At 64.3% G+C, this 16,407-nt stretch carries 15 protein-coding genes; 4 read left to right on the forward strand and 11 right to left on the reverse strand.

Going from position 1 to position 16,407, the window contains the following annotated elements; translation table 11 throughout:
* Nucleotides 1–152: 152 nt before the first annotated feature.
* The 11 genes from AAFN55_RS13490 to AAFN55_RS13540 form a co-directional block, all read right to left on the reverse strand.
* Complete coding sequence (locus AAFN55_RS13490) at nucleotides 153–1,604, reverse strand: aldehyde dehydrogenase family protein (protein WP_347799352.1); 1,452 nt, start codon at nucleotides 1,602–1,604, stop codon at nucleotides 153–155.
* A gap of 5 nt (nucleotides 1,605–1,609) precedes the next feature.
* Nucleotides 1,610–2,377, reverse strand: coding sequence for an SIS domain-containing protein (locus tag AAFN55_RS13495; protein ID WP_347799353.1), 768 nt, complete (start codon nucleotides 2,375–2,377; stop codon nucleotides 1,610–1,612).
* A 32-nt stretch (nucleotides 2,378–2,409) separates the two neighbouring features.
* Complete coding sequence (locus AAFN55_RS13500) at nucleotides 2,410–3,165, reverse strand: nucleoside phosphorylase (RefSeq protein ID WP_347799354.1); 756 nt, start codon at nucleotides 3,163–3,165, stop codon at nucleotides 2,410–2,412.
* A gap of 1 nt (nucleotide 3,166) precedes the next feature.
* On the reverse strand, nucleotides 3,167–4,042 hold the full coding sequence (locus tag AAFN55_RS13505; RefSeq protein ID WP_347799355.1) for a carbohydrate kinase family protein: 876 nt from the start codon (nucleotides 4,040–4,042) through the stop codon (nucleotides 3,167–3,169).
* Nucleotides 4,039–4,602 carry an isochorismatase family cysteine hydrolase gene (locus AAFN55_RS13510; RefSeq protein ID WP_347799356.1) on the reverse strand — a complete coding sequence of 188 codons (564 nt, stop codon included), beginning with the start codon at nucleotides 4,600–4,602 and terminating at the stop codon, nucleotides 4,039–4,041. Before AAFN55_RS13510 ends, AAFN55_RS13505 begins: the two co-directional genes overlap by 4 nt.
* A gap of 2 nt (nucleotides 4,603–4,604) precedes the next feature.
* On the reverse strand, nucleotides 4,605–5,501 hold the full coding sequence (locus tag AAFN55_RS13515) for an ABC transporter permease (protein WP_347799357.1): 897 nt from the start codon (nucleotides 5,499–5,501) through the stop codon (nucleotides 4,605–4,607).
* The gene (locus tag AAFN55_RS13520; protein ID WP_347799358.1) at nucleotides 5,498–6,550 is read right to left on the reverse strand and encodes an ABC transporter permease; all 1,053 of its coding nucleotides are present in this window, start codon (nucleotides 6,548–6,550) and stop codon (nucleotides 5,498–5,500) included. Before AAFN55_RS13520 ends, AAFN55_RS13515 begins: the two co-directional genes overlap by 4 nt.
* Complete coding sequence (locus AAFN55_RS13525) at nucleotides 6,547–8,085, reverse strand: ABC transporter ATP-binding protein (protein ID WP_347799359.1); 1,539 nt, start codon at nucleotides 8,083–8,085, stop codon at nucleotides 6,547–6,549. Before AAFN55_RS13525 ends, AAFN55_RS13520 begins: the two co-directional genes overlap by 4 nt.
* A 17-nt stretch (nucleotides 8,086–8,102) precedes the next feature.
* Nucleotides 8,103–9,137 carry a BMP family ABC transporter substrate-binding protein gene (locus AAFN55_RS13530; RefSeq protein ID WP_347799360.1) on the reverse strand — a complete coding sequence of 345 codons (1,035 nt, stop codon included), beginning with the start codon at nucleotides 9,135–9,137 and terminating at the stop codon, nucleotides 8,103–8,105.
* Nucleotides 9,058–9,900 carry a GntR family transcriptional regulator gene (locus AAFN55_RS13535; protein ID WP_347799361.1) on the reverse strand — a complete coding sequence of 281 codons (843 nt, stop codon included), beginning with the start codon at nucleotides 9,898–9,900 and terminating at the stop codon, nucleotides 9,058–9,060. The genes AAFN55_RS13530 and AAFN55_RS13535 overlap by 80 nt, the downstream gene beginning before the upstream one ends.
* Before the next feature lie 235 nt (nucleotides 9,901–10,135).
* Complete coding sequence (locus tag AAFN55_RS13540) at nucleotides 10,136–11,041, reverse strand: LysR substrate-binding domain-containing protein (RefSeq protein WP_347799362.1); 906 nt, start codon at nucleotides 11,039–11,041, stop codon at nucleotides 10,136–10,138.
* A 300-nt stretch (nucleotides 11,042–11,341) separates the two neighbouring features.
* On the opposite strand from AAFN55_RS13540, the gene AAFN55_RS13545 reads away from it, so the two are divergent.
* From AAFN55_RS13545 to AAFN55_RS13560, 4 genes are read left to right on the forward strand one after another with little or no spacing between them, the layout of a single operon-like run.
* Nucleotides 11,342–13,084: a peptide ABC transporter substrate-binding protein gene (locus tag AAFN55_RS13545; RefSeq protein WP_347799363.1), complete on the forward strand. Its 1,743-nt coding sequence runs from the start codon at nucleotides 11,342–11,344 to the stop codon at nucleotides 13,082–13,084.
* A 5-nt stretch (nucleotides 13,085–13,089) separates the two neighbouring features.
* On the forward strand, nucleotides 13,090–14,049 hold the full coding sequence (locus AAFN55_RS13550; RefSeq protein ID WP_347799364.1) for an ABC transporter permease: 960 nt from the start codon (nucleotides 13,090–13,092) through the stop codon (nucleotides 14,047–14,049).
* Between the two features lie 40 nt (nucleotides 14,050–14,089).
* Nucleotides 14,090–14,950: an ABC transporter permease gene (locus AAFN55_RS13555; RefSeq protein ID WP_347800258.1), complete on the forward strand. Its 861-nt coding sequence runs from the start codon at nucleotides 14,090–14,092 to the stop codon at nucleotides 14,948–14,950.
* Nucleotides 14,951–14,970: 20 nt separating this feature from the next.
* Nucleotides 14,971–16,392 carry an amidohydrolase gene (locus AAFN55_RS13560; RefSeq protein WP_347799365.1) on the forward strand — a complete coding sequence of 474 codons (1,422 nt, stop codon included), beginning with the start codon at nucleotides 14,971–14,973 and terminating at the stop codon, nucleotides 16,390–16,392.
* Nucleotides 16,393–16,407: the final 15 nt, after the last annotated feature.

Consider the following 16,407-nt stretch of genomic DNA (forward strand, 5'->3'; position numbering starts at 1 on the left):
GCATGTGTCAAAGATCGTACATTCCGCAATAACCAATGGGTTGCGCGTGAACAAGCACGTTTCCCACGAAGATCGTGGGAAGCCGACCTTACCCTACGGTTGTGTCATATTTGCAACCCTCGGGCGTAGCGAATGGCTGGAGGAGCGTTTGCTTAGCCGATGCGGGATCGCAGCCGCAGCTTGATGTGCTTGGACTCGCGATAGGCTTCGATTCCCTCGCGTCCGAGCTCGCGTCCGACGCCGCTCATCTTCCAGCCGCCGAAGGGCGCCTGCAATTCGCTGGTGTCGTTGACGTTGACGCCGACCGCACCCGCCTCGATCTGCTCGGCCATCGACCATGCCCGCTCGAGGTCGCCGGAATAGACATAGGCAGCGAGGCCGAAGGGCAGGGCGTTGGCGATCGCCAGCGCTTCGCGGTCATTCGCGAAAGGACGGATCGCGGCCAGTGGGCCGAAGGTCTCTTCGGTGACCGCGAGCGCGCCGTCCGGCACGTCATCCACCAGCGCCGGCTCGAAGAAGAAGCCCTTGTCGTAGAGGCCGCCTTTCGGAGCCGTCCCGCCGGTGACCAGCCTGCCGCCGCGCCGGACAGCGTCATCGATGTGGCGGGTGGTGCGGGTGCGAACGCTCTCGTTGAGCACCGGGCCGTAGAGCACGCCGGGCTCGACGCCGTGGCCGAGCTCAATCTTGCGCGTTTCCGCGACCAGCGCCTCGACGAAGGTGGCATGGATCGGCTTTGCCACGAGGATGCGGTTCACCGCGATGCAGATCTGGCCCATGTTGGAAAAGGACCGTCGGGCTGCTGCCGCGGCAGCTTCCTCGATGTCGGCGTCGTCCATGACGATGAACGGGCTGTGGCCGCCGAGTTCGAGCGACATGCGCTTGAGGGTCGCGGCACCCGCGCGCATGATCGACTGGCCGGCCGGAACGGAAGCCGTCGCCGAGATCATCGCGATGCCGGGATGCTCGGCAAGGGCAGCGCCTACCTCCGGGCCGGTGCCCGGCAGATCGTTGAGCACGCCCGCGGGCAGGCCGGCATCGATGAAGCACTGCACCACCAGCCCGATCGCCAGCGGGGTTTCGTGCGGTGGCTTGACGACCAGCGTACAGCCGGCGGCGAGCACGGGCGCGACCTTCCAGGCGTAGAGGTCGACGGGATAGTTCCACGGCACGATGCCGCCGACCACGCCCACCGGCGCGGTGGTGACGATGCTGCGGATGTCGGGCCGCGCGGCAGGCCGGATCGAGCCGCCGAGCCGCCGACCTTCCTCGGCGTAGTAGTGCAGCACGGTGACGCCGAAGAGGATTTCCTTGCGGGCATCCGGGATCGGCTTGCCCTGTTCGCGCGTCAGCGCGTCGGCGATGGCGTCGACGCGCTCCTCTATCAGGTCGGCTGCGCGATGAAGCATGCGCGCGCGCTCGTCCGCATGGGTGGCCCCCCATGGAACGAGCGCGCGCTTCGCGGCCTCGACGGCGCGGTCAACGTCGACGCGGCCTGCGATTGAACTGGAACCGACACGGTCGCCGGTAGCGGGATCGTTGATTTCGATGCGGCGTGCGTCGATCGCGTCGACCCACTCACCGTCGATGAAGAGCTTGCGGTCCATGGCCATCACCGGGCCTTCAGCCGACGCCAGAGCTGCTCGTAATTCTCGTCGTTCTGCGCGTTCGCCTTGTCCTTGTCGGTCGTGTTCGGACTGACCATGACATGCGGATGCACGCCCTGCTGGACCAGCTTCTCGGCGGTCAGCGAGACGATGGCGTGCGCGATGGCGATGGTGACCGAAGTCGAGCTCGCGCCCACCGGCGATTCCAGACCGTCGATCGTGAGATTGGCGTCGGCGCGGGGAATGCCGGTGTCGATCACGACGTCGGCCACTTCGAAGAGGCGCTTGCCCGACGAGTGCCGCGACGGCGTGCTGCTCGAATGCGGCAGCGAGGTCACGCCGATCAGCGTGATGCCGCGCTCCTTGCACTCCATGGCGATGTCCATGATCACGGCGTTGATGCCGGAATGCGAGAACAGGATCATCGTGTCGGCCGGGTCGATCTGGTGCGACCGCATGATCGCCTTGCCGTAGCCTTCCTGCGCGTGGATGAAGCGGTACTGCCGCGCGCCCATGTCACCCCAGACATGGTGGAAGGAGATCATCGTGCTCTCGACGATCGGCCGGAAGCCGACGATCGTGCCGGTGCGCGGGAAGCTCTCCAGTGCCGGCAGCGCGCCGTGGCCGGTTCCGAAGGTGAAGGCCAGCTTCTCGGCGGCGATGCTCTTCGCGCAGGCTTCGGCGGCCTTTTCGATGGCCGCGCCCTGCGTGGTGCGGACGGTTTCGAGGCGCTCGGCGAGCGTCTGGAAATAGCGGTCGGTCAGAGTTGTCATGGGTCGTTCCTTTTTGACCTCGGCCCAGGCCGTCAGGCCGGGAGTGCGGTGAGCGCGGAGAGCGCAACGTCGAAAAGCTCGGCCTCGGCCACGTCCATCGCGGCGTCGTCGATCTTGGCCTGGCTGTGGGCGTCCACGGTCGCGACGCAGAGCGTCGAGCAGCGCGCGCCGAGCACGCGCGCGGCCACCAGAAGCGCGGAGGTCTCCATGTCGGTGCCGATCAGGCCCATGCGCTCGATGTCCTGCTTGAGCGCGCCGATCATCTCGCGACGCTTGCCCGACAGGCCGAACATCTCGGTGTAGAAGCCGTCATAGGTGCCGTAGATGCCCGCATGCCACGGCCGTGACGAACCGGAGAGCTTCTCGCGCAGAACCGTGTTGAGCGTGAAGTCGGCGATGGCGGGATAGCCGAGCGGCGCGTAGGAGTTCGACGTGCCGTCGGCCCGCAGCGCGCCGTCAGCCAGAACGAAATCACCGATCTTGGCAGGCGGGATCGCCATGGCCGTGCCGATGCGCAGGAAGCTGCGGATGCCGAGCGCGAAGAGTTCGTGCAGCACGATCGTCGCGATCGGCGCGCCCATGCCGAAGGCCGAGACCGTCACGCGCTTGCCCGCATAGGTGCCGGTCACCGTCTTCAGGCCGCGATTCTCGCGAACGAAATGGACGTCGCTCATATGGGTCGCGATGCGGGCGATGCGCGCGGGATCGCCAACGAGGATCGCGGCCTCGCCGACCTCGCTCTTGTCCGCTCCGATGTACCAGGCGGTGGAGGATTGTTCTTCGCTCATGTCATGCACTTTCATTGTGTTTGGCGACGCGGCCCGCAAGCAGCGCCCGTGCGGCCTTGTGGCCGGCTTTCACGATTGCGACCGGATCGGTCTCGCCGCCGGCAAGGGCCGCAAGAGCGCCACCGGCAAACGTATCTCCCGCGCCCGTGGGGTCTGTGATCGCGAGCGCTTCGGAGGCGACGAAGCACGTCGTTGCGCCCACCGTCACCTGTGCGCCCGCGCCGCCGCGCGTCTCGATCAGCACCTGCCCAGCGCGGCGAGGACCGGCGGATGCGAAGGCCGTTCGGACGAAAGCGGCTTCTGCGGCGCTGAAGCAGATCAGGTCGGCGCGCGCCGCAAGCTGCACCGCGAGATCCGGCGGAAGTGCTGCCGGATCGTCCTTCACCACCCAGCACAGGCTGCCATCGGGCGAGAGCGCATCGAGCGCCTCGCGCGTGGCCTGCGAGGGGCCGATGGTGATGCACAGCCAGTCGGCATGCGCGATCACCTGCTTCTGCTCGCGGGTCAGGCCGAGCCCTTTCGGGATCGCGGGATGATAGAGGCACAGGCACCCGCCATTCGGCTCGTAGGCGAGGATCGCCATGGGTGTGCGCGCGCCGGCCACCGTCGCGATGCCGTCCGTCAGGACGTTGCGCGCTTCCAGATGCCGGCGGAAATCCTGAGCTGCCTCGTCCTCCCCTACCCAGCTTATCGGCGACGCCGCCTCGACACCGCCCGCGGCAAGGGCCGCTGCGACATAGGACGGACTGCCGCCCAGACGGGGCCAGGCTTCTTCGGGCCGGTCGACGATCGTGGTCGTCCGGCCCGGCGTCGGTATGCCGTCCAGCATCACGACGTGGTCGAGGCTGGCGTAACCGGTGATGGCGACCCGCGTCACGACAGCATCCCGATCGCTTCGTCGACCGAGACGACCTGTCCCATGTAGCGGTGGATGTCCTCGAGCGAGGCTTCCGCCAGATGCGGACGGTTCGAGTTCGTCGCCTCACGGGGCACGACCGGCTCGAAGCCGTTGGCGAAGGCATCCTGCGCCGTCGCCCGGATACAGACATTGGTCTTCACGCCGCAGATGACGACGCGCTCGACCTTCTGCTCGGTCAGGAAGAGCGCGAGGTCTGTCGCGAAGAACGCGCTGAAACGGCGCTTCCAGACGATCGTTTCGTTGTCGCCCTCGGGCGCGAACTCGCCGAAGAAATCCGCGTCGAAAGCGCCGTCGATGTGATGAACCGGCAGCTTGCGCCATTCGAAATCGTCGAAGCCCGGCCGGTGCCGCTCGACGGCGTGCACGGTGATCGCGCCGGAGGTCTTCGCTGCGGCGCGCAACTGACGGATCGCTGGAAGAACGTCTTCTACGCCCTTGTAATAGTTCGGCTGTCCCGGATCGAAGAACGAGTTGATGACATCGACGAGGATAAGTGCCGTCTTCTTGGTTTCACTCACGATCAAGCTCCTTTGGCGCGGGCGCGACGGACGGCGAGCGCCATCAGGGTCAGCACCACGATCACCATTGCGTAAGGCAATGTCTGGATGAGTTCGGCCGGCACGCCACGGCCTTGCAGCCGTATCTGCAACGCGTCGAAGAAGCCGAACAGGAGCGCGCCGGCGGCGGTGAGCCACGGACGGTTGCGCCCGAAATAGAACGCCGCGAGCGCGATGAAGCCGCGCCCCGCCGTGATGCCCTCGTTGAAGAGGCCCACCACGCCGATTGACAGATAGGCACCGGCGAGACCGGCCATCAGGCCCGCAAAGATTGTCGAGGCATCGCGAAGCGTCAGCGGGCTGAGGCCGAGCGCACGCGCGGCTTCGGGGGCGGAGCCGGTGGCGCGCAGACGCAGGCCGAGACGCGTCGAGCGCAAGAACCAGACGGTGACCGGCACCATCAGCCACGCGGCCCAGGTGAGCGGATCGTGACCGGACAGGATCGCGCCGAGATAGGGAATGTCGGCGATGACGGGAATGTCGATCCTCGGCAGGCGGGCGACGTCCGGCAGGCTCAGCGTTCCCGAGGTGCCATAGGCGGATTTGAGGAAGAAGCGGACAAGCCCCGCGATCAGGATGTTGAAGCCCAGCCCGACGACGATTTCGTTGGCGCTCAGCCGCGTCACGCAGAGCGACATCAGCAGGCCGAGCACACCGCCCACGGCAGCGGCGCCGACGAGCGCGATGCCCCAGCTTCCCGTCTGCGATGCGAGAATCAGGCCGATCAGGGCTCCTGCGAGCATCATCGAGTCCAGGCCGATATTGACCAGACCGCCGACGCGGTTGATCAGCCCGCCAAGTGCGGCGAGCAGCACCGGCGTCGTCATGATGATCGCGGAATGAAGGACGTTCTCGATCATGCTGCCCGCCGCTTTTTCCCGAATGTCCATCCGAAGCGGGCGACGGCGAAGATCATCACCATGCCCTGGAGGATGTTGACGATCTCGATCGGCACGTCGCTGAAGAGCTGGATCGTCGCGCCGGAGGCCGACAGGGCGCCGAACAGGATCGCGGCGAGGAAGATGCCGAGCGCTGAGCCCCGCCCGAGAAGGGCAACCGCAATGCCGGTGAAGCCATAGCCCGGCGAGAAACCCGAGACGAAGCGCCCGACATTGCCGAGCGCGTGGACCGCGCCTGCAAGCCCGCCGATGGCGCCCGACAGGAGCATCATCTTGATGATCAGCGACGGGACATTGATGCCCGAAGCGGTCGCAAACCGCGCATTGAGGCCGGCAAGGCGCGTCTCGAAGCCGAGCGCCGTGCGTTGCCCCCACAACCAGTAGAGGACAAGCAGCGCGACCGCGATGAGGAAACCCGCATTCAGGGTCGAGGGCGGCATCAGCCTCGGCAGGCGCGCGGCGGCGTCCACCACGGGCGTGGCTGAGTTGGCCGAGCCGGGCGCGAGCAGCGGGCCGTTGACGAGATAGGCCGTGAGGCTGATCGCGATGAAGTTGAGCATCAGCGTGGTGACGACTTCATCGACGCTGAGCTTCGCCTTCAGCACGCCGGGGATGAGCATCCAGAGCGAGCCGACGACGAGGCCGGCAAGCAGCGCGAGGGGAAGCAGGATCGGCGCGGGCAGGCCGACATAGGTGAAGCCGACATAGGCGGCGGCAAGTCCGCCGACATAGACACAGCCCTCGACGCCGACATTGAACGCGCCGGCGCGGAAAGCGACGGCGGTGGCAAGGCCGGTCAGCATCAGGGGCGTGGCGGCCGCCAGCGTTGCGGCGATGCGGCGCGTGCCGCCGAAGGATTCCACGACGAGAAGCTGGTAGACCTCGAACGGATTGTGTCCCGCCACCGCCAGCAGCAGCGCCGCGCCGGCGAATGCCAGCACCAGCGGTGCGATGACCATGGCGGCGGCCTCGAAGCGCGAGGCGGGGATGGGAACGGCTGCGGCGCTCATGCGTCGGCACCTCCGAGCATCATCCGGCCGATCTCCTCGATGCGGGCCGAGCCGCGCGAGACCTCGCCGGTTTGCCGCCCTCCGTAGAGAACGACGATGCGGTCGGAGAGCGTGATGAGTTCGTCGAGCTCTTCGGAAACCAGAAGCACGGCTCCACCCTTGTCGCGGAAATCGAGAAGGCATTGATGGATGAAGGCGATGCCGCGAATGTCGACGCCGCGCGTCGGCTGGCACGCCAGCATGACCTTCGGCCCGCCGTCGAGTTCGCGCGCCACGGCGACGCGCTGCTGGTTACCGCCCGAAAGGCTGCCGGCCGGATGTTCCGACGAGGCGCGCTTGACGGCGAAGCGGTCCATCAGCGCCTCGACATGAGCGGCGATCCTGCGGCGCTTGAGAATGCCCGAGCCGCTGAATTCGGCGCGGCGGTGGTGGCCGGCAATCGCGTTGTCCGCGATGGACGCCGACAGGCACAGGCCTTCGGCCGCCCGGTCAGGGCTGAGATAGGCGAGGCCCTGCGCGCGGCGGCGCATCAGCGGCATTTGCGTGATGTCGATGCCGTCGATCGAAACGCGGCCTGCGGTGGCCTTCCGCAAGCCCGTGACGATGGCCGCGAGTTCGTCCTGACCGTTACCGGCGACGCCTGCGATGCCGACGATTTCGCCTGCATGGACAGTCAGGTCGAGCCCGGTGAGCCCCGCCGTGCCGCGACCCGGCGCAGCGGAGATGCCGGCGAGGTCCAGCACGGCCTTACCGGACGTTCCCTCCCGCGCGGTGGGGCGGGCGAGGATTTCGCCGATCATCAGTTCCGCGAGTTTCGCCTTGTCGGCTTCAGCGGCGGGCAGGCTGGCGACGACCTTGCCCGACCGGATCACCGTGATGTCGTCGGCGAGCGACAGGACCTCGTCCAGCTTGTGGCTGATGAAGAGAATGGTGCGGCCTTCGTCGCGCAGCTTCTTGAGGAGCGCGATCAACTCGCGCACCTGCGCAGGCGCGAGAACGGCGGTGGGCTCGTCCAGGATCAGCACGTCCGCGCCGCGATAGAGCAGCCGCAAAATCTCGACGATCTGGCGGACATGGACCGGGGCCTCTTCCTCGGGCGCGTCCCAATCCACGGTCACGCCGGCGAGCTTCTCCAGCTTGCGGGCCTCGGCCAGTGCGGTCGCGCGGTCGATGCGGCCGAGCGCCAGCGCGGGTTCCTTGGCGAGGATGAGGTTTTCGAGCAGTGTCAGCCCGGGCACCAGCATGAACTCCTGGTGCACCATGCCGATGCCGCGGTCGAACGCGTCGCTTGGTCCGAGAAAGACAGCGGGCAGGCCGTCGACGATGACGACGCCGTCGTCGGGCCGGTCCATGCCTTGCAGGATCCGCATCAAGGTCGATTTTCCGGCGCCGTTGCCGCCGACGATCGCGTGGATCGTGCCTCGCCTTGCCTGGAACTCGATGGCGTCATTGGCGACCAGGCTGCCGAAACGCCTGGTCACGCGATGCGCACCGAGACGGATGTCGGCTGCCATGCCGAGCGTCGCGTCGGTCATCTGACTTCGAACCCGTCCTACTTGAGGAAGTCCGGGTAGCCCTGGTCGACTACGTTCCAGACCTTGATCTCGCCGGACAGGATGCCTTGCTTGGCGGCTTCCACCTTGTCGAGGATTTCCTGGGGAATGCGGTCCTTGGTGTGTTCCATCTCCGACAGGCCGACGCCGTCTTCGGCAAGGCCGAACGTCACGGTCTGGCCCTTGGGGAACTTGTCTGCGGCATAGTTCTTGACGATCGCCTCGACGGCGACGTCGGTGCGCTTGATCATGCTGGTGAGGACCGCGCCCGGCGCGATGGAATCCTGATCGGTGTCGACGCCGATGGCGTAGCGCCCGGCTTCCTTGGCCGCCTGGATGACGCCCATGCCGGTGCCGCCGGCGACGTGGAACACGATGTCCGCGCCCTGTTCATACATCGCCTTGGTCATCTGGAGGCCGACGGCTGGATCGGCGAAATTGTTGGAGTAGGCGACGAGCACGTTCACGTCCGGATTGGCATTCTTGGCGCCCTGCACGTATCCGGCGATGAACTTGTCGATGCCGGCAGATTTCGTGCCGCCGATGACGCCGATGACCGGCTGTTCATTGATGCCCTCGATCGAGGCGTCGGTGGTGACGAGTGCGGCGAGCGTACCGGCGAGATAGGAACCCTCCTGCTCCTGGAAGAGCACGGAGGCGATGTTATCGCCCTTCTGCACCTGGTTCAGGATGACGTAGTTGGTTTCCGGGTAATCCGGCGCGACTTCGAGCATCGCGTCGCCATGGGCGTATTCGAGATCGACCACGAGGCCGAAATCCGCATCCGAGGCGCGACGCAGGATATCGACGGCCTGCGCGACCACGTCCTGTGCCTCGATCGGACGGCCTTCGAGCCCGCTGGCCTCCAGGCCGCGCTTGAAGCCCTCGAAGGCGAGATCGTTGTAGGACTGATCGCCAAGGCCGCTCTGCGAGATGATCAGCGTCGCGGGGCGGTCATCCGCCTGCGCCACCGTCATCCCAAGGGCCGAGACGAGGGCCAGAGTGGCTGTCCCGAACATGAAGCTGCGGATCATTGTCGTTCTCCTGATTGCGTTTGTTGTTGTTCCCCGAAGGATGCTGCCGCAGGAGGCGGGCCTCGTAGGAATAGCGGCGGGCATCGTAGATCGCGCTGACGCAGTCGAGGACCGTTCCGTCGGCGGCGAATGAGTGGCGGGTGACGGCGACGACGACGCTACCGCGCGCCAGCCCGAGGAGGGTGCGATCCTCGTCGGATGCCGTGCATGCGATCAGCCGTTCCGTCGCGGAATGGACCAGAAGGCCGCGGTCCTCGAAATGGCGATAGAGCGAAAAATCCGGGTGGGCGGCGACGTCCCGCGTCAGGTCGATGCGCTCCACCAGATGGCGCGACAGGACGGAGCGGTGGCGCGCGACCGCCATGCCATCGACAAGGCGCAGACGATCGAGCGACAGAAGCTGTTCGTCGCGGGAATAGGGCAGGCCGCGCTCCCAGACAGCCGGTACGAATTCCAGCAGGCGGTGCGTTGCGCTGTGGCCGGCTGCCTCGACCGCCTCGGTGAAGCTGAGGAGGTAGCCCGGCGCGCGGCGAAGCGGTGCTTCGGCGACGAAGGTGCCGCTGCCCTGCCTGCGCGTGATCAATCCCTCGTCGGTCAGTTGCTCGACGGCCCGCGCCACGGTGAAGCGGCTGACGGCGAATTCCTTGGCAAGTTGCGGCTCGCTCGGCAGGCGCGTTCCGGGATTGAGCGACGCGATGCGCGCTTTCAAATCGTCGGCGATCTGCAAATAGCGGGGTGCGTGAGCACTGCGGCGGTTGGTCATTCGGTCCTCAACTTGTCCAGTCAACTGATCATATTAAAAAGGCTCTTGCAAGCCCGATTTGTTTAGCCGGTCGAGCATATCCCCGGCCGAATGGCGATCGAGCGTCGCGTCTCGAAGGCCTGTCTATTCCAGGCGTTTCGAACTCCTACGCTTGGCGGCGACACGAAGCAGCGAGGCATGTCGGCGGGAGAATTGAAGAATTTGGAGCAGAGAACTGACGAAGAGTGCGCGTGAGTTAATCTTCTGATGCCAGCCAAATCCGTAGATTCGTGGTAAGATCGTCGAGGAATATCCGGCCTGCGGCCTGCAGCGAGCGCTTGTTCCTGTAAAGCGCGTAGACGGTAACGTCCTTTGGTCTGTAGCCTTCCGCGACAACCTGAAGCTTGCCGGCTCTTTTCAATCCAGTGGACAGCCGACACGGAAGCCGTGCCACGCCGACGCCGCGCACGGCTGCATGGCGGGCAATCAGCATGTTGTTGGTCACGAGGCTTGGATTTACGGGAACCTCGACAAGCGAGCCGACCGGCGTTTGGAGAATCCAGCGTGGCTGGTTTCCGTCGTTCCACCATCCGATCGCTGGTTTCTTTTCAAGGTCCGCAATGTCCCGGCAATCTCCATATCGGGCGACCCATTCGGGAGACGCGACCAGCTCGTAGGGAATGTCGACGAGCCGGCGGGCGATGGTCTCGGAATCGCGCAGGTCGTCGCGGGTGATGATCAGCACGATGTCGTAGCCGTCCTCGGTGGGCAGGCGCATACCGTCGGTCGCATCGATGGTCAGCTTCACATTCGGATATCTGGTGGCGAAATCAACGCCGAATTCGCCGACCGTAAGCGTCATCAGCGCGCTGGGCGAGGCCACGCGCAGCTTGCCGCGCGGCTCCCTCAGCACCTCTTGGCTAACCTGCAGCGCGGCGTCGTGCTCGAAGCGGATCGCCTCGCCGTGACGTGCCAGTTCGAGGCCGATCGGCGTTGCGACGAAGCGGCGTGAATTCCGGTCTATGAGGCGGACGCCTAGCCGCTCCTCGAGGTCGCCTATACGGCGGCTGAGCCTCGATTTCGTGATACCCGTCGCGGCGCTGGCCTTGGCGAAGCTGCCCGCATCGATCACCTGGGAGAGAAGGGCGAGGTCTTCGTACATGCAGGTTTCCCGAAAGGCTTGGACGGCGACGCAGCCGCATCCTGCGGTAAATCCCTGGATGCGCGATCGCAAAGTCTCGTTTTCAGGACTTTAGGTTGAAGCGCGATGGCTTGTCCACGTTGCGCCAACTGCTAGCCTCGGCTTCGTTATACAGCGGTTGGTGCATCCGGCCGGATAGAAGCTGTCTGCCTGCCATAAGAACATAAGAAATGCAGGCGTTAGGTCCGGCAGCAACACGCGTGTGCGTCGCGTTTTCTGGATACAGAGCCAAGGGGACGGCTCGTTTGCATGGAGGTGAATATGAGTGGCAGGGAAGACAGCGCGGCTTTGCGCACGATAATGCTGACACGCCGCAGCTTGCTGGGCACGGCCGCAGGTGGAGCGGCGCTCGTCGCCATGGGCGGCTTGGCACCGGCCTTTGCGCAGGCGCAGGCCCCGCAGCATCTGAAGCTGCTTTTCTGGCAGGCGGTCACCCTGCTCAACCCCCATTTCGCGATCGCTCCGAAGGATCAGGAAGGCTGCCGTATCTTCTATGAGCCGCTCGCAGGCTGGGACAGCGACGGCCAGCTCGTTCCGGTCCTTGCGGCCAACGTGCCCACCGTGGACAATGGCCAACTGGCTTCCGACAACACCAGCGTCGTCTGGAAGCTGAAGCCGGATGTGAAATGGCATGACGGGCAGCCCTTCACCGCTGACGATGTCGTGTTCACCTGGGAATATGCCAAAGACCCGGCAACGGCGGCGGTTACGATCGGCAGCTATCGCGACATCACGGTCGAGAAGGTCGATGACCTGACCGTGAAGGTGTCCTTCCCTTCGGCGACGCCTTACTGGGCCAATGCGTTCGTCGGTGCCCTGGGCATGATCATGCCCAAGCACGTCTTTGCCGACTATGTCGGCGAAAAGTCACGCGAGGCGCCTGCCAATCTCGCTCCGGTTGGAACCGGACCGTACAAGCTGCGCGAATTCAGGCCGGGCGACATGATCCTCGCCGACCGCTTCGACGAGTACCATGTCTCCGGAAAGCCGCATTTCGCGAGCCTCGAGGTAAAGGGCGGAGGCGACGCGGTGTCAGCGGCGAGGGCGGTCCTGCAGACCGGCGAATACCATTTCGGCCTGAACATCTCGATCGAAGACGACATTCTCACGCGACTGGAAAACGACGGCAACGGAACGGTGGACATTACCGCCGGCGGCGATCTGGAAATGATCCAGCTCAACATGTCGGACCCGCGCAAGGCAGAGGACGGGGAGCGGTCGATCGCTTCCAATCCGCACCCCGCCCTGTCCGATCCGAAGGTGCGCGAGGCGCTTGGTCTCCTGATCGACCGCGAGACGATCCAGAAGCACATCTATGGCCGCACGGGAATTTCGACGGCGAACTTTCTCAACAGCCCGGCGCGATATGTCTCGCCCAACAACATGCTCGTTTTCAATCTCGAAAAAGCAAATTCGATCCTGGACGAGGCCGGCTGGCTTCCCGGTGCCGGAGGCATTCGCGAGAAGGACGGCGTAAGGCTCTCGTTCCTGTTCCAGACGACCGTGCAGGCGCTTCGTCAAAAGGTGCAGGCGGTGGTGAAGCAGTCGTTCGCCAAGGCTGGCATCGAGGTGGAACTGAAGTCCGTCGCACCGGCGGTTTTCTTCTCCAGCGACGAGGCGAACCCGGACACCAACTCCAAGTTCTACGCCGACATGCAGATGTACACGACGACGATGTACCAGCCCGATCCGGAGCGACTGATGAATCAGTTCGTTTCATGGGAGGTCGCGTCGAAGGCCAATCAATGGCGTGGCCGGAACATAACCCGCTGGCAGAACGAGGAATACGACCGGGTCTATCGTGAGGCTACGCGTGAGATCGACGCCGACAAGCGTTCTCAGATGTTCGTCCAGATGAATGATCTCATCGTACAGTCGAACGTCGTGCTGCCTGTCGTGGTGCGCCCCGCAGTGGCGGCGACCGCAAAGGATCTCAAAATCTATCGCAGTGCGTGGGACAATGCATTGTGGAAGATCGCCGACTGGCAGTTCTCTGCCGGCTGATAAAGATGGCAGTCTTTTTCGCCAGACGGCTTGCTCTTGCGATCCCCAGCATTCTGGGGATCAGCGTCCTGCTTTATCTTCTGTTGTCGGCAGCACCGGGCGATCCGTTCGAGGCCCTTGCGGGAAATCCCAACATTCCGCCAGAGGTGGCTGCAGAACTGCGTGTTCGCTTCGGCCTGGATGAACCCATCCTGTCGCGTTACCTGAGCTGGCTTTTTGCAATGCTGACCGGCGATTGGGGGTTCTCCTTCGCCAGTCGGATCGACGTACTCGATCTTGTGCTGCAGCGGGTACCCGCCACTGTGTTCATCGCGGGCGCGGCGCAGATGGTGGCGGTGTGTGCCGCCATCCCGTTCGGTCTCTATGCGGGCCTGCGCCCGGGGTCGCTTTTCGACCGCGTCGCCAACCTGACGGCATTCATCGGTTTTTCCCTGCCCACCTTCTTCACCGGAATGATGATGATTCTGATTTTCGGCATCTACTTTCGGCTTTTTCCAACCGTCTACGAGGCGCGGATCGACGCGCAGGGACTGGAGTGGGTCTTTCTGCAACTGCGGCAAAGTCTGCTTCCCATTCTCGTCCTCGCCTCGGTTCAGTTCGGCGTCTACGTCCGTATCGTTCGGGCATCGGTGATCGATGTCAGTCGTCAGGAGTATGTGCGCACGGCGACCGCGAAGGGGCTCAAGCCGCGACGCGTGACCTGGGTCCATGTTCTTGGGAACTCGCTGTTGCCGCTGGTCACGATGGTGGCGCTCCAGATGCCGTCCCTGTTCGGCGGGGCGATCATCACAGAACAGATATTCCGCATTCCGGGCGTAGGCTCGCTGCTGATCGAGTCCATCCTGTCGAATGATACGCCGGTCATCATGGCGATCGCCTTCATCTCGTCGATCCTCGTCGTGCTGTTCAACATAATCGCCGATCTCGTGTGCATGTGGATCGATCCCCGGATACGCCGAGGCTGATGCGATGAGAGTGTTCAATCTTTCCGCGCGCTCGACGTTGATGCTGGGCAAGTTCGCCCACAACCGCGCAGCGGTTGCCGGCCTTGCGATCTTCTCGACGATGGTTGCGATGGTCGTGGCCGGCCCATTCTTCTGGCAGGTCGGCATCGCCGACATCGATTTTACCGCCAGCCTCGAGGGGTCGTCGGTCGCTCATCCGCTGGGTACGGACGATTTGGGACAGGACCTGCTGGCGCGCATGCTCTTCGGCGGACGCATATCGCTGGCTGTCGGAGTGGCGGCGGCGATCGTGGCGACGCTTATAGGCATCATGATCGGTGCGGTCGCCGCGTATGGCTCGCGTGCCGTCGACATCGCCATGATGTGGTTTACCGACCTTTTCCTGTCGCTGCCCAATCTGCCGCTCCTGCTTGTCGTCATGTATTTTTTCCGCGAGACAATGCGGGCCGCGTTCGGGGTGACGCTCGGCACGTTCCTGCTGATCGTGCTCGTGGTTGGTTCGCTGAGCTGGATGAGCATCGCGCGGGTGGTGCGTGCCCAACTGATTTCCTTGAAGCACCGGGAGTTCATCGAAGCCGCCGGAACGATCGGCGTGCCGAAATGGCGTCTCGTCGTCTTTCATATGCTGCCGAACGTGATGGGGCCGATCCTCGTCCTGACGACCATCGAGGTCGCGGTCGCCATCATCGCGGAATCCTCGCTCTCTTTTCTCGGCCTCGGCTTCCCTTCGGACGTGCCGACCTGGGGGCGCCTGCTCTACGAATCCCGCGACTTCGTCGACATAGCTCCCCACTGGGCCCTGTTCAGCGGCGGTGCGATTTTTCTGGCCGTTCTGAGCGTGAATTTCATTGGAGACGGCCTTCGCGATGCTTTCGACCCGAAGGCTGCGTCCAGAACCTGATTTTTTGAAGGAGACTAAGAGTGGACCTGCTCAAGCAAGAGGCGCTGGCCGAAATCGACGGCCGCGCCCCCGGCGGCGCTGCGCTTGCCGACGAAATCTGGGATTACGCCGAACTCGGCTATCTGGAGCACCGCACGGTCGCCGCGCAGATTGCCTGGCTGGAAAAGGAAGGCTTCACGATCAGGCGGAATATCGCCGGTATAGAAACGGCGTTCTGGGCCGAAGCGGGAAACGGCGGGCCTCTGATCGGCATTCTGGGCGAGTTCGACGCGCTTGCGAATATGAGCCAGGTGGAAGGATTGCTGACGGAAGAGCAGGCCGACGAAGGACAGCCGGGCCATGGCTGCGGGCATCATCTGCTGGGTGTCGGGTCGATGCTGGCCGCTGCCGCCATTCACGCGGTACTGAAGCGGCATGGAAGGGAGGGCAGGGTCCGTTACTATGGATGCCCCGCCGAGGAAGGGGGCTCAGGCAAGGTCTTCATGGCGCGCGACGGTGCTTTCGACGATCTCGATGTCTGCTTTTCCTGGCATGCCAATTCTGTCTTTTCGATGCACGCCTCGGAGACGCTGGCGATCAAGACCGCCGAATTCCGCTTCAAGGGGCGTGCTTCGCATGCGGCCGTGTCTCCGCATCTGGGCCGCAGCGCGCTGGACGCCGTCGAACTGATGAATGTCGGCGTCAACTACATGCGCGAGCACATGATTCCGGAGGCGAGGGTTCATTATGCGCTGCTCGATGGAGGTGGCCGTGCCGCCAACGTCGTCCAGGCGAACGCCGTCGTCGGCTACACCGTGCGCGCGCCTGAACTCTCCGACGCAAACGAGCTTTTCGACAGGATCGCCAAGATCGCAGAGGGGGCGGCTCTGATGACGGAGACCAAGGTTGACGTGGAAATCAAGTCCGGGCTGTCCAACGTTCTGACCAACAGCACGCTCGAAAAGATGATGTTCCGGAACATCTCGGAATTTGTCGGCCCGATGGAATACACCAATGAAGAGCTTTCCATCGCGTCCCAATACGCCGAGACGATCAGCGAAACGGATGTACTGCACGCCTGCAAGGTGTTCGCCAAGGGAGAGGAAATCCGCACCCCCATGCATCAGGGGATCGTGCCGTTCGATGGCACGCCGACGCGTGTGCCGGTTTCGACAGATGCGGGGGATGTCAGTTGGATCGTGCCGCTGGCACGCTGCTTTGGCCCTTGCTATGCCGTCGGTACTCCCTTCCATAGCTGGCAGATGGTTGCGCAGGGCAAGCTGAGCTACGCGCACAAGGGCATGCTGGCTGCCGCCAAGGCGATAGCGGCGACTGCGCTCGACGTCTTCGGCGATCCGGAAACCATCCCGGCAGCCAAGGCGGAACTGGAGCGCAAAAAGCGGGGCAAGCCCTATGTCTGTCCGTTGCCGTCGGACATGCAGCCTCAGATACCTGCGATCTGACCGCACCTGCCGGAG

The sequence above is a fragment of the Mesorhizobium sp. CAU 1732 genome (assembly GCF_039888675.1).
GTDB lineage: Bacteria > Pseudomonadota > Alphaproteobacteria > Rhizobiales > Rhizobiaceae > Aerobium.

Coding starts and splice junctions, on each gene's coding strand:
- AAFN55_RS13490 (WP_347799352.1), bottom strand. CDS start 1,604: ATGGACCGCAAGCTCTTCATCGACGGTGAGTGGGTCGACGCGATCGAC.
- AAFN55_RS13495 (WP_347799353.1), bottom strand. CDS start 2,377: ATGACAACTCTGACCGACCGCTATTTCCAGACGCTCGCCGAGCGCCTC.
- AAFN55_RS13500 (WP_347799354.1), bottom strand. CDS start 3,165: ATGAGCGAAGAACAATCCTCCACCGCCTGGTACATCGGAGCGGACAAG.
- AAFN55_RS13515 (WP_347799357.1), bottom strand. CDS start 5,501: ATGATCGAGAACGTCCTTCATTCCGCGATCATCATGACGACGCCGGTG.
- AAFN55_RS13520 (WP_347799358.1), bottom strand. CDS start 6,550: ATGAGCGCCGCAGCCGTTCCCATCCCCGCCTCGCGCTTCGAGGCCGCC.
- AAFN55_RS13525 (WP_347799359.1), bottom strand. CDS start 8,085: ATGACCGACGCGACGCTCGGCATGGCAGCCGACATCCGTCTCGGTGCG.
- AAFN55_RS13530 (WP_347799360.1), bottom strand. CDS start 9,137: ATGATCCGCAGCTTCATGTTCGGGACAGCCACTCTGGCCCTCGTCTCG.
- AAFN55_RS13535 (WP_347799361.1), bottom strand. CDS start 9,900: ATGACCAACCGCCGCAGTGCTCACGCACCCCGCTATTTGCAGATCGCC.
- AAFN55_RS13540 (WP_347799362.1), bottom strand. CDS start 11,041: ATGTACGAAGACCTCGCCCTTCTCTCCCAGGTGATCGATGCGGGCAGC.
- AAFN55_RS13545 (WP_347799363.1), top strand. CDS start 11,342: ATGAGTGGCAGGGAAGACAGCGCGGCTTTGCGCACGATAATGCTGACA.
- AAFN55_RS13550 (WP_347799364.1), top strand. CDS start 13,090: ATGGCAGTCTTTTTCGCCAGACGGCTTGCTCTTGCGATCCCCAGCATT.
- AAFN55_RS13555 (WP_347800258.1), top strand. CDS start 14,090: ATGCTGGGCAAGTTCGCCCACAACCGCGCAGCGGTTGCCGGCCTTGCG.